We start from the raw sequence: 13,093 nt of genomic DNA, 5'->3' as shown, positions 1-13,093 counted from the left end.
AAGATAAACTTTCTCAAAATCAGACGTTTAAACACTTAGCCTGACGGCTATGGGGTTGTCACCCACGGCTATTATAGTTCAGACCCTTCAGGTCTGGGGTTTTGAGAAAAAATGACCCATCTGGTCAAAGTTTAGCAAAGTATAACTTAGACCTAAAATGCCGAAAGTTTTCAACTTTCAACAAAAAAACACAAACTGCCCCAATCCCAAAATTTGTAGGGAAACGCCTTAACAATAAGATTTGGCTAAACCCACGAAGACGAGTAATTCATCATCCCCCAGTTAAAGTTAAGGGCTATTGAAAAAAGGAATCATATTGGGGATTTTTCAATCCCAATAAAACCGATATGTTTTCACATGGATTATCCGAATGCCGGTGGCTGAGCGGAGTTTAAGCCATAGGGTAACGAATCCGAGATACCTTTTCCTACTTTCACTTTTTCTCCCATCAGGGATAACTAGCAATTGTTCAACACCTTCAGTGTTGAGGGAGGAGGTATCTTTTATTCCCGTGGGTTGCAACCCACGACTATTATAGTTCAGACCCTTCAGGTCTGATTTTTTTAGAACAATTGGTCGTTTTAAAACAATTATTATTGTTTTTCGGATCCTTATTGTGAAGCCTTTTTGAGAAGAGGGTAAACAAGGAAAGACTTTGGCCATTTCGCATTCGACTCTTGTGTTTTTCAAAGATGCGCTATTCCTCGTTCAGCAAAAGTCACTGTAGTGCTGAAAGCTCAAAATCCCCCAAGACAAGGAAAAAAAGGGAGAGTTCAATCCCAATATTCCCGATAGGTCTTAACATGCGTTATCTGTCTACCGGTGGCTGAGCGGAGTCGAAGCCTTAGGGTAACGAATCCGAGATACCTACCCCTTCTGCTCAGGGTCCGGAAATATGAATTCTGATTCTAATATTTACGATTAAATAGTGTAGCATAATGCATTGATTTTACGTCTTGTGATAAGGCCGGTCCTATTTATTGGAATGAAACCTTTACTGAAAAATTTCTTAAATTCTAATAGGGTAAATAAATAAAGTTTCCGAAAAGAATTTTTATTTAATTTATAAAAGAAGAGGTATACAACCATTATGTTTACTTTAATATTTCCTATAGCGGTTGGCAAGTCATTGGTTTCAATTATATTTGCCAAATTATTTTTGGTATTGTACTTATTTATATAAAAAATGAGATTCCTTACATTTTGCGTTTTATTCATACTTTTTGCTTTTCAAGTGTTTTCTCAGAAAATCACCATAAGTGGCACCGTTAAGGAAGAGGGTACAGGTGAAAACCTCATCGGAGCGAATATTTATGACAAGGTTTCTCAAAAGGGGACAGTGGCCAATCAGTTTGGATTTTATAGTTACACCACTACCGGAGATAGTTTAGACCTGTACTTTAGTTTTGTTGGTTTCCAAGCCAAGCATATTCAATTCCAGGCAAAAAAAGATACCGTAATTAATGTAACGCTTTTGCCGGATGGGGCGCTTGAAGAAGTGGTAGTCTCAGCATCTGATATGGACCAAATTCAAGAGATCACTAGGATGAGTTCCGTAAATGTACCCATCGAGCAAATCAAAGAATTGCCCGCCTTAATGGGGGAAGTAGACGTTTTTAAGGTATTGCAATTGCTTCCCGGCGTCCAATCAGGAACCGAAGGCGGGAGTGGCTTATATGTTAGGGGAGGTGGACCTGACCAAAATTTAATTTTGTTGGATGGTGTACCGGTTTATAACGCCTCCCATTTGTTTGGTTTCTTTTCTGTGTTCAATGCAGATGCCATCAACAATGTAGAGCTTATAAAAGGAGGCTTCCCCTCTAGGTACGGTGGTCGTCTTTCCTCTGTGATCGATATCAGTATGAAGGAAGGCAATATGCAGGAGTTTAAAGGAGAAGGCTCCATAGGACTTATTGCTTCAAAAGTAACCTTTGAAGGGCCGATTAAAAAGGACAAAACATCTTTTATTCTATCTGCCAGACGAACTTACTTGGATATTTTGGCCCAGCCGATTATCAAAGCTGCTACTGAAGGAGATGAAAATATCGGCTATTATTTTTATGACCTGAATGGCAAGGTTAACCATATCATAAATGATAAAAACAGGTTGTACCTGAGTGTATATTCTGGGGATGACAAGGCCTATTCCAAGTATAAAAACTTTTATGTCAATGACAATGAAAGGACAGATTATGATGAAGAATTTGGCTTGAAATGGGGCAATTTTATTTCCGCCCTTAGGTGGAATAATGTGATCAATAGCCGCCTCTTCAGTAACTATACCTTTACCTATAGTCGTTATAATTTTGATTTATTTAGCAATTATGAGGAGACAATTACCGGTTTAGGTACCACCGAAACCAATGTTTATTCGGTATTTCTCCGGTATCAGAGATTGGGCAGGAAGGGCAGACTTTGAATTTATTCCCAATCCGGATCATTATTTTAGATTTGGGACCAATGTCATTTTCCATAAGTTCTCCCCCGGTGTTTATGCAAGTAAAAGCAGTACTGGTGACAATGATCTTCAATTAGGTGCAGATGAGCTGAACTCCACTGAGTATTCGGTATATGCTGAAGATGATTTCAATATCAGCAATCGCTTAAAAGCCAACTTAGGTCTTCATTATTCAGGATTTACCACAGATAACCAACATTATAATTCACTTCAGCCACGGATATCTGCCAGGTACTTGGTGAATGAAAGCACCTCTATCAAGGCATCTTATGTAACCATGGCTCAATTTATCCACTTGTTAACCAATGCAGGTTTGGGGTTGCCTACTGATCTCTGGGTGCCGGCTACTGCCAATATAGGCCCTCAAAAAGCGATGCAAGTAGCCTTAGGAGGGGTTAAAAACTTTAATGGGTTTGAATTCAGCGCAGAAGCCTATTACAAAACCATGGATGGCTTGATTGAATACAAAGACGGGGCAACTTATCTCAATCTGGATGAAGATTGGCAGGATAAAGTAGCTGTAGGAGAAGGGGTAAGTTATGGCATTGAGCTATTGCTTCAGAAGAAAGTGGGTAAAATTTCCGGCTGGGTTGGATATACCCTTTCCAATACCGAAAGGAGATTTGACGAGATTAACTTTGGAGAATGGTTTCCATATAAATATGACAGAAGACATGATGTGAGTATAGCCCTTACCCATGACTGGAAGGATAATAAAGACTTTTCATTGGTTTGGGTGTATGGTACAGGGAATGCAGTATCACTGCCCACCCAAAGGTATGAAGGTGCCGAGGTGGATACCCGCTTTGGAGGTTCATGGCGACCGGATATAGAATACTATGAAAGTAGAAACAACTTCCGAAACAGGGCCTACCATAGACTTGACCTAAGCTTCAGTTGGTGGAAAACCAAAAAATGGGGCGAGCGGAAATGGACCCTTGGCATATACAATGTTTACAACCGAATGAACCCATTCTTTATGGATATTGGGTATGATCAGCAAAGCAATAAAAAGGTGAAACAATACAGTCTCTTCCCTATAATTCCTTCATTTTCTTACGGGTTTAAATTTTAAATGAATATGTATACAATACTAACTTATCGAAGAAATTTCCTGTATGTATTTATTTTAGGGGCAATATTTATGAGCTCCTGTGAAACCACTGTGGACATTGACATCCCATTTGAAAAACCTCAGGTAGTTTTAAATTCAACCCTTACCCACAATACTTTTCCGAAGGTTAGGCTAACTTATTCGAGACATATTCTTGACAACGATTGGGAATTTGAACCCATAACCACAGCAGAGGTGAAATTAACCATCGAAGGTCAATCTTATTTCCTTGAATACAATGAGGATAGTGGGCAGTACGTTAGTTTAGACCATATGGTGGAGGGAGGAAAAGAATACATTGTTGAAGCCGTTGTCGAAGGATATTCTGTGGTAAGCGCTTCTGAATTTGTTCCTGTTCAGGTTCCAATCAAAGATTTGGTTTATAATGGGCAAGCCCATGTTGATGCCTGGTTGACAGGGGATGACTTTTCACTCATATTTGATGATCCGGAGGGAGAAAATTTCTATGAGATATCAGCCTATTATTACCGTATGGATCACTATATTGACCAAAATGGAGATGAGGTGTATTATTATGATAGCCGAACGATCTATCTAGAGCCCAAAAATCCCAGCTATGAAAGTGATTTTTACCTGAATGGCGGTTTGATAATTGATGATAAGTTATTTGATGGAAAAGAAGCGAGTATAGATTTTTTTACAGGAGGAAATTATATGGAAATGGAGGTTGACGGTGGAGAAGTTCATTTTGTATTGAAAAATATATCTAAAAGTTACTATGATTTTCAGTCTACCTATGGATTGCAGGACTGGAATGATGGTGATCCTTTTGCACAGCCTGTTCAAGTGTATTCAAATATTGAAAATGGGATTGGTATATTTATGACAGGCAATGTCTCATCAATAAAAGTGGAAACCGGTTCTGATCAACAATAACATTAAATGTCCGGTTACTGTTTCTATAATATATTCTTGACATTAATTAAAAGCCTGTTTTACTTTTAATGGTATTGAGAATCATTCGATAGCAAAAAATGCTACTAATTGCATTTAAAATTTTAAATTATCCAGATCTGATGCGGATCCTATAGTCGTCTCTTGGTAGTGCAAACTCCAACCAAGAGAATTGGTCAAAATATATATTTTGGAAAGCTCATTGATCAGCCTTTCCTTGGCGTTGGCTTTGAGATCTGATTGATCAATCTTGGCCTGTATCATTTTATCCACACTACCTTTAATCTTATTATAATCCGCCTCGTCAAACTGATTGAAATAATCCTGGCTAATATCATAGTACTTAAGATCGGGATAAGTGTTGATTTCAGGGTCCGGTAGGGATAGAATAACTACCTGTTTGTTCTCTTGGTCTATTTCTGTTTTTATTTGTCTCAAGTCATAAGCGACAGTTACTTTTGCATTCACAATTACCAATGCTTTTTTGTTTGCTGAAAAAATATCGAAGTAATTTTTCTTGGTGTTCTTATAACTTAGTACCTGAGAGAATTGTCCTTCAGTCACAATTAACTTCCCTACTTGACGAATTTGCTGTTCCAATATAGCGGAATTAAGCTGTACTTCATCTTTTTGGTTAGATTTTTCAACGAAATATTGAAACGACCAAATAACGACAATTGCAGTGATGATCCCCGCCAAAAATCTAAGCATAATTTTAGATTAAAACCTGAATGACCTTATTGATATAACAAAAGAAAGGAGAAATAAATTGTCTTCCTATAAAATTGTTTGTTGAATCTGAGGCCCTATAGAAATAATGGATTGAATCTTAATGCGAAAAACCTTTAATAAAAGAAATACATTGAATATATTAGTACAAAAGCCCTTAACAATACACTCAAATTAACAATTATGATGGATTTTCCATGGTTTCAATTTTATCCGGAAGCTGTTCCAAAGCATATTGATCCGGAGGAATACAGTAGTGCTGTAGATCTTTTTGAGGAAAGTATAAAAAAATATGGAGATGCAATCGCCTATGAATGCATGGATAAAACCATTTCATTCAATGAATTGGATCAATTGTCTGCTACTTTTGCTTCCTTCTTACAGCATGAGTTTAAATTAAAAAAAGGAGACAGGATAGGCATTCAAATGCCTAATTTACTCCAATATCCAATAGTCATGTTTGGTGCCCTTCGTGCAGGATTGATTGTAGTCAATACCAACCCTTTGTATACTTCATCAGAAATGGAACATCAGTTTTCGGATGCAGGTGTAGATGCCATTGTCATTGTTGCGAATTTTGCACATAACCTTGAAAAAATCAAAGAGAAGATTGGGGTTAAAAAAATCGTAGTAACCCAGATTGGAGATTCTCTAGGAGGATTAAAAGGTTCGATAGTAAATTTAGTGGTCAAATACATAAAGAAAATGGTGCCGGCCTATGCTATACCGGAGGCTTGGACATTTAAAAAAGCCATGGCAGCAGGGAAAAACAAACCCTATGAAAGGCAGCAAATAAAAGGAGAAGATTTGGCCTTTTTGCAATATACGGGAGGCACAACCGGTATTTCTAAAGGAGCCATGCTAAGCCATACCAATATCGTAGCCAATATGCAGCAGATTTCAGCATGGATGAAACCTAAGCTGATTGAAAAAGAAGAAACCGTGATTACTGCACTTCCATTATATCATATCTTCGCCTTAACAGTAAATTGTTTAGCGATGATGAAAATTGGGGCACACAACGTATTGATAACAAATCCCAGAGACATGCCGGCCTTTTGTAAAACCCTGAAAAAGCACCCTTTTAGTGTGTTTACGGGAGTCAATACGCTTTTCAATGGATTGCTAAATCAGGAATCCTTCAGGTCCCTGGACTTTAGTTCATTGAAAATAGCTGTTGCCGGAGGCATGGCCTTACAGTCTTATGTTGCCAAACGTTGGAAGGAAGTAACCGGTATTCCTATTTCAGAAGGCTATGGGCTCACAGAAACAGCTCCTGTGGTTACTTGTAATCCCATAGATGGTACAGAAAGATTGGGGACCATTGGAATTCCTTTACCTAATACGGAGGTGAAAATCGTAGACGATGAAGGTAATGATTTACCGCTAGGGGAGCGAGGTGAATTGTGCGTCAAAGGACCTCAAGTTATGCCCGGCTATTGGCAGAGACCCGATGAGACAGCAGATACATTTTTAGGGGAATGGTTCAAAACCGGAGACATTGCGGTGATGGATAAGGATGGTTTTTTCAAAATTGTCGATAGGAAAAAGGAAATGATATTGGTTTCCGGCTTCAACGTTTACCCCAATGAGGTAGAAGACGCTCTAGCAGCCCATGATATGGTCAATGAGGTAGGGGTCATAGGGATTCCTGATGACAAGTCTACTGAGAGGGTAATTGCCTACGTTATAGCCAATGATAAATCACTTAATGCTGAAGATTTAATCGCTTTCTCCAGAGAAAGCCTGACCAGTTATAAGGTTCCAAAGGAAATATACTTTGTAGATGAATTACCCAAGTCCAATGTTGGTAAAATTCTTAGACGAATAATAAAGGAAAATCATGAAAAAAAGATGGCCAATTAAGCCATCTTTTCTTTTTGGTCTATGTCTTTTATTACCCTAGCAGGATTGCCACCTACGATCACATCGGGCGGAACGTCTCGCGTAACAACGGCTCCTGCAGCAATGATGCTCCTATCACCAATGCTTACACCAGGGCAAATAATTGCTCCACCACCAATCCAAACATCTTCGCCAATGGTTACCGGTTTTCCAAATTCAAGAAAGCTACTTCTGGTCTTTGCATCAATTGGATGGGTGGCTGCATAAATATGAACAGCCGGCCCCAGCATGCTTCTATCGCCAATATTCACAGCATTAATGTCCAAAATAACACAATTGAAATTAATAAATACCTGATCTCCTATACTGATGTTGTATCCGTAATCGCAGAAAAAAGGAGGTTCAATTCCAAAGTCTTTGCCCACTTGTTTAAATAATTTATTGACCACATTATTGGTGTGGTTGCTATCTCCGGGTAGCGTTTGATTAAGCTCCTTTAACAGTTGCCTGGCTTTGAACCGGTCTTCACTGAGGGTTTTGTCTGAAGCAAGGTACAATTCTCCTGCGAGCATTTTTTCTTTTTCAGATTTCATCGGTTAGTTGCTTTTAAGTAGGTTTTTTATTTGAGACAAATGCCTTTTTTCATGAGCAAGGATAATCTCAATGGCCATGTCTAAAGGGTATACGATCCATTTGTTTGCTGGAGAGCTTATCATTATATTTTTTCCCAAAAATGGTTCTAATTTTTGTAAATAGTTGGACAGTTGATCTTGTTGCTTAAAAAACTTTATTTTTAAATCATTGTTATGCAATTTTTCCGTTGGTTTCCATGAATTAAAAGTTTTAATTTTAGAAGATTTGTTCATGGAAGCAAGGATAATCTCACCCATTTTTGAGCCATAAAAGGGGAGTTTTCCCATGAATGGGGATTTGTATTGCTGTTGGATAATTTGGTCGAAGGTAGGGAAATAAGAAGTGTTAACTAAAATTAAATGCAGCAAAATTTCCATAGGACTCCATTGGTTGGGACCCGGTTTTAGATTTAAGGTAGTAAGGTCAAAGTCTTCCAAAACCTTTTCATATTGCCAGGAAATTTCAGTTAATTCCATTTGCCAAGCATCTGCTTTTTCTTTGATCATTGTGAGCTATTGATAAGTTTTGAATAAAAAGATGACCTGAAGGAAATTGTTTACTTCGTTCGATAGTTAAATATTTAATATTACAAATTTGACACCTTTAATTCAAATAGAATTTTAAGGAAACAAATTTGTTTGTGGTAATGCTATATTTACAAAAACCTATTTATGTACGCAATCGTTGACATTGAAACTACCGGAGGCTTTTCTGCAAATAATAGAATCATTGAGATTGCGGTGGTTTTTCATGATGGAGAGCAAATTACGGGCCAATTCGAGACCCTATTGGATCCTGAGATGTCTGTTCCCGGCTTTATTACTGGCCTAACCGGTATAGATGCTCAAATGCTGGTAGGAGCACCAAAATTTTCAGCTATAGCAGGTAAACTTTATAAGCTGTTGGAAGGTAAGGTCTTTGTGGCGCATAATGTAGGATTTGATTACAGCTTTGTGAAGCAGGCTTTTGAAAGAGTGGGAATGGTGTACAAGCCCAAAAGACTCTGTACTGTCAGGTTGAGTAGGAAGTTGTTTCCGGGGTTAAAAAGTTACAGCCTGGGTCGATTGTGTGAATCTAGAGGGATTGTTGTAAATGACCGGCATAGGGCCATGGGGGATGCCTGGGCAACTTCCATATTGTTTGGACAGTTATTGCAGGAGGACAAAGAAGGACATATTGAACAGGCGGTAAAGGGAAAACACAAAGCCTTAACTTTGCCTCCAAACATCAGCAAGGAAAAATTTAATGAGATTCCTCAATCCACAGGCGTTTATTATTTTCATGATGCCAATGGAAAGGTGATTTATGTCGGTAAAGCTGTCAATATTCAGAGTAGATTCAACGGTCATTTTAGCGGAAAGCCCAAATTAAATTTGAAATCTGAAATTTTTGATGTAAGCTATGAAATTACAGGGAGTGAATTGTTGGCCCTGTTATTGGAGGCTTTGGAAATAAAGCGACTTTGGCCAAAATACAATCGGTCACTAAAAGTGAAAGCCCTGTCTTGGGGTGTTTTTTCCTATACGGATAGGGAAGGGTACCTGAGATTTCAGATCAATAAGGTAGTATCGGGGATCCGACCTTTGACTACCTTTACAAGCCATGCTTCAGCTTGGAAATTTCTTCTGGATATAAACGAAGAATGGAAACTTTGCCCGAAACTTAATGGAATCCAAAAGAAAAATGGAGCCTGTTATGATTTTCAATTGGGCGATTGTTATGGTGCTTGTTGTGGCATTGAAGCTGCAGAAGATTATAACAAAAGAGCCAATGAAGTTATTGAAGGGGTGAAGCTAGAAGGAGAAAAATTCCTTGTAAAGGATCGCGGAAGAAATTCTGAAGAAGAGGTAGCTTTATTTTTTGAGGATGGCTTTTTATCAGCCTATGGTTTTATAGATTTGAACCAATCCTTTCAATCGGCCGAGGAGGTTATAGAAGTGCTTAAGCCGGTAAAAAGAGTAATTGAAACCCGTTATCTTTTAAAGTCCTATTGGGATAAAATCCCTGAAAAAAATATAATATATCTTGCGAATAGTTAATATTGAGCAATTTACAACTTTATAATAAAAACGAATAATTTATGAAAATAAACGACAAAGATCCATTGCAAACCTATGTGGCAGCCTCTTCAAGGTATGATAAAATGAAATTCCGCAGGTGTGGTAACAGTGGCCTGGATTTGCCTGCAATATCATTGGGTTTATGGCATAATTTCGGGCATAGCGATGATTTTAAGATAGGTAGGGAGATTTTAAGAACTGCTTTTGATTTAGGGATTATTCATTTTGACCTTGCCAACAATTATGGCCCTCCTTATGGAGCCGCAGAAGAGAATTTTGGTAGAATTTTTAAAAAGGACTTTTTGGCTTACAGAGATGAGCTGTTGATTTCCTCCAAAGCTGGTTGGGACATGTGGCCTGGACCGTATGGCAATTTTGGTTCTAAAAAATACTTGATCGCCAGCCTGGATCAGAGCCTGAAAAGAATGGGGTTGGATTATGTGGATATCTTCTATCATCACAGGCCTGATCCTGATACACCGCTGGAAGAGACCATGGGGGCATTGGACTTGCTTGTAAGACAGGGGAAAGCATTGTATGTTGGGATTTCCCAATACAATGCAGCAGACACAGCAAAAGCTTCAAAAATACTCAATGAATTGGGTACCCCTTGCTTGATTCATCAGCCAAGGTATAATATGATGGACAGGTGGGTAGAAGATGGACTTTTGAATACCTTGGAAGATTCAGGGATAGGAGCCATTGCTTTTTCACCACTGGAACAAGGAATTTTAACAGATAAATACCTGAACGGTTTTCCTGAAGATTCCAGAGCAATTAAGGATGGCAGGTACTTAAAATCTGATGCCATAACGCCGGAAATTTTGGACAAGGTGAAAGCCTTGAATGCTGTGGCGATTGAGAGGGGACAAAGTTTGGCCCAAATGGCCATTGCCTGGCTACTAAAAAGCCCCACTATCACTTCAGTGCTTGTTGGGGTGAGTAAAGCAAGCCAACTTTATGACAATGTGAAAAGTTTAGATCATTTGGAATTTTCCTCAGAAGAGCTGAAAAAAATTGAAGCCATCTTAAAGGATTAATAAAGGATTTTTTTATAAATGGAATTAAAAAGCCCTAATGACTCGAGAGAGGATTTAGGGCTTTTTTTATTTCCAATAAATTTATTTTTACAGGTAAAAATAAATTATAATCGGTATATAATGTATTCTAATTTTTGTATATTGGCTAGGAACCCAAAATAATAAGGTATGAAAAAGCAATTAATTATTTGGATAATCTCCCTATTTGCAGTAGCCAATGTTTATGGACAAGATGAACAATTTTTAGTCTTGGAATTTATTAAGGTGGAGCCCAATAAAGTTCTGGATTATTTAGAATACAAAGAGTTTTTAACCAAGGTTTATGAACAAGAAAAGGAAGATGGTCATATTAAAGGCTGGGATTTCTGGTCACTTCAATCGGGATCTGATTTGGAAGGCGAAAACTTTCAATATTTGACGGTCACTTATTACGACGATCCTGTTTCTATGATGAATGGCAACAATTTAGACCAATTGGTAAATAGTGCTGTTCAGGCATTTCCTGAACTGAGTGCCGAACAAGCAAAAAATAAAATCACCTCTTCTCTGGAAATGCGTGACCTGGCTGTCAGAAGTTATATGATAGAAGTAGCCAGGACAGATGATAATTTCCAATATAAGCCCGGAATTTTGGCAACGTTTGATCTTATGAAGGCAGTAGAAGGTAAGTTTCAGGATTATGAAACAGCTGAACAAGAAATTTTTCTTCCCCTTCATCAGAAAAAAATAACCAATGACCTGATGGAGGATTGGAGGTTTCTTAGAACCGCTCTTCCTACAGGTAGTGAAGCCAAGTCAACTCACTTAACCATGAATATCTATAAGGACTATATTCAGTTCTTTAATTCTATGGAGTATGAGGACATGGAAATGACAGATAAGGAAGAGGAGGCGATGATCGAAGGCTTAAAGTCAAGGGATCAGAAGTGGGTTTATTTGGCTACCTTGGATTCAGTGGTCAGATAAAAATAATAAAGTTGATCTTTGGATGCTTAGGTAGGAGTTTTTTTGATGAAAAGCCATGATTTCCAATCATTGGGACAAAGAACTATTGGAGGGACAGCTGCTGAGGCCTGAAATCTTATGCCTAATTCAAAGGGCTTTCAGGGTGGTAAGATTATCGTTTATGGATTGAATACTGGATTTTTCCAACCCAATCTTTTGCATAGTAAAACCATCAAAAAGTTGACACCAGTGTGGAAGACAACTAGCAGGAATATAGCCAATAGAGGCACTCCAAATACCTGAAAAGGCCAAGAATACGTCCAAACTCCTAAATTAATGGTGATGATTTCTCCGTAAGTGGGGAAAATCATTGCCACAATTATGGAAAGGATGATTTTTGTGGACACTTTAGAAACGGCTAAAACCCTAAATAAATCTTTTTCTAACTGGTAAATATAGGTGAAGGCCAAGGCCCAGGCAAAGGGAAGCCAATAGGGAAAGTTACGACTGAAAGAAAGGTCATGGTATTCCCAATATCCATAATAAATTCCCCACAATTCACAGCAAACCCCAAAAACCCCTCCCAATAGGGTGCCTGTTAGAAACACCATTTTATCCTCGGCATTGCGTTTCCATCTCTTTACTATGGAGTAAATAAGGTAAATGGCGAGCAATAAACCTATCCAAAAATCATAAGCATGGAAAAAACCAATTAGCAAACCTGCCAAAGTCAATTTTATAATACTTTTGATGAGCACCCTGGAAATTTCTGAAGTTGCTTTGCTGCTGTATTCTGTGTCCAATGGATTGGTTTTAAAAGTGAAAGGCAAAACTATAAAATATAAATTTATTAGTCCCCAAAATTCCAACTTTTAAGAATGTTTTCCATTTTTAGGACCCCAGTACTGGCTTTTTCTTCAATACAAGTGATTCCTTTTCTTGCACTTAAATGAGGGATTTTTAAATCAATAACAATTTTTAAAATTTCCTCGGGGGCATAATCAATCAGTCCGGCGGCGGGATACACCAGCATGGAAGTTCCAATGATTATCAAGGCTTCTGCTTTTGCTACTGCCTCGATGGCCTCACTCATTTTTGGGACAGCTTCCCCGAACCAAACGATATAGGGGCGCAACTGACTCCCCATTTCACAGCTGTCTCCTAATTTTAGCTCCCAACCCTCCATATTGTAAATAAGATTTGGGTCTAGGGTGCTCTGCGATTTAAATAGCTCACCATGTAAGTGGATTACCTTAGAAGAACCTGCAGCCTCATGAAGATTGTCCACATTTTGAGTGATTATGGTTAGCTCATAATTTTCTTCCAGCTCAGCTAATTTCAAGTGGGCCTTATT

12 protein-coding genes are annotated in these 13,093 nt (G+C 38.3%); 7 read left to right on the top strand and 5 right to left on the bottom strand.

The annotated features are described in order from the left end of the window. Positions 1-1,186 precede the first annotated feature (1,186 nt). Genes AAC037_RS07750 through AAC037_RS07740 form a run of 3 tightly spaced genes read left to right on the top strand, consistent with a single transcriptional unit; the run spans position 1,187 to position 4,469 of the window. Positions 1,187-2,419: a TonB-dependent receptor gene (locus AAC037_RS07750; protein ID WP_339902444.1), complete on the top strand. Its 1,233-nt coding sequence runs from the start codon at positions 1,187-1,189 to the stop codon at positions 2,417-2,419. Then, a complete protein-coding gene (locus AAC037_RS07745; RefSeq protein WP_339902443.1) occupies positions 2,364-3,533 on the top strand; it encodes a TonB-dependent receptor in 1,170 nt (389 codons plus the stop codon). The genes AAC037_RS07750 and AAC037_RS07745 overlap by 56 nt, the downstream gene beginning before the upstream one ends. 6 nt (positions 3,534-3,539) lie before the next feature. Further along, the gene (locus tag AAC037_RS07740) at positions 3,540-4,469 is read left to right on the top strand and encodes a DUF4249 domain-containing protein (protein ID WP_339902442.1); all 930 of its coding nucleotides are present in this window, start codon (positions 3,540-3,542) and stop codon (positions 4,467-4,469) included. Between the two features lie 114 nt (positions 4,470-4,583). Here the strand turns inward: AAC037_RS07740 and AAC037_RS07735 are convergent, their stop codons facing one another. Then, complete coding sequence (locus AAC037_RS07735; RefSeq protein ID WP_339902441.1) at positions 4,584-5,198, bottom strand: DUF4230 domain-containing protein; 615 nt, start codon at positions 5,196-5,198, stop codon at positions 4,584-4,586. 201 nt (positions 5,199-5,399) lie between these two features. Here AAC037_RS07735 and AAC037_RS07730 point away from each other — a divergent pair, with 201 nt between their 5' ends. After that, positions 5,400-7,082: an AMP-binding protein gene (locus tag AAC037_RS07730; RefSeq protein WP_339902440.1), complete on the top strand. Its 1,683-nt coding sequence runs from the start codon at positions 5,400-5,402 to the stop codon at positions 7,080-7,082. On the opposite strand, the gene AAC037_RS07725 is transcribed toward AAC037_RS07730, so the two are convergent. Continuing rightward, the gene (locus tag AAC037_RS07725; protein WP_339902439.1) at positions 7,079-7,654 is read right to left on the bottom strand and encodes a sugar O-acetyltransferase; all 576 of its coding nucleotides are present in this window, start codon (positions 7,652-7,654) and stop codon (positions 7,079-7,081) included. The two genes, AAC037_RS07730 and AAC037_RS07725, sit on opposite strands and share 4 nt — an antisense overlap. Positions 7,655-7,657: 3 nt before the next feature. Further along, positions 7,658-8,200 (bottom strand): DinB family protein, encoded by a 543-nt coding sequence (locus AAC037_RS07720; protein ID WP_339902438.1) that lies wholly within the window; start codon positions 8,198-8,200, stop codon positions 7,658-7,660. A 165-nt stretch (positions 8,201-8,365) separates the two neighbouring features. Between AAC037_RS07720 and AAC037_RS07715 the strand changes: the two genes are divergently transcribed. The 3 genes from AAC037_RS07715 (at position 8,366) to AAC037_RS07705 (ending at position 11,760) form a co-directional block, all read left to right on the top strand. Then, on the top strand, positions 8,366-9,733 hold the full coding sequence (locus tag AAC037_RS07715; protein ID WP_339902437.1) for an exonuclease domain-containing protein: 1,368 nt from the start codon (positions 8,366-8,368) through the stop codon (positions 9,731-9,733). A 41-nt stretch (positions 9,734-9,774) separates the two neighbouring features. Continuing rightward, on the top strand, positions 9,775-10,794 hold the full coding sequence (gene mgrA, locus AAC037_RS07710) for an L-glyceraldehyde 3-phosphate reductase (protein ID WP_339902436.1): 1,020 nt from the start codon (positions 9,775-9,777) through the stop codon (positions 10,792-10,794). Between the two features lie 168 nt (positions 10,795-10,962). Beyond that, complete coding sequence (locus tag AAC037_RS07705; protein ID WP_339902435.1) at positions 10,963-11,760, top strand: hypothetical protein; 798 nt, start codon at positions 10,963-10,965, stop codon at positions 11,758-11,760. A gap of 158 nt (positions 11,761-11,918) precedes the next feature. Here AAC037_RS07705 and AAC037_RS07700 read toward each other — a convergent pair whose 3' ends face one another. Both AAC037_RS07700 and AAC037_RS07695 read right to left on the bottom strand, forming a co-directional pair. Then, positions 11,919-12,542 carry a hypothetical protein gene (locus AAC037_RS07700; protein WP_339902434.1) on the bottom strand — a complete coding sequence of 208 codons (624 nt, stop codon included), beginning with the start codon at positions 12,540-12,542 and terminating at the stop codon, positions 11,919-11,921. A 47-nt stretch (positions 12,543-12,589) separates the two neighbouring features. After that, on the bottom strand, positions 12,590-13,093 hold a 504-nt coding region (locus tag AAC037_RS07695), incomplete at its 5' end, for a Sir2 family NAD-dependent protein deacetylase (RefSeq protein WP_339902433.1).

It is taken from the genome of uncultured Cyclobacterium sp. (assembly GCF_963976465.1).
Taxonomy (GTDB): Bacteria; Bacteroidota; Bacteroidia; order Cytophagales; family Cyclobacteriaceae; genus Cyclobacterium.
This window is presented reverse-complemented; position numbering and strand designations above follow the sequence as displayed.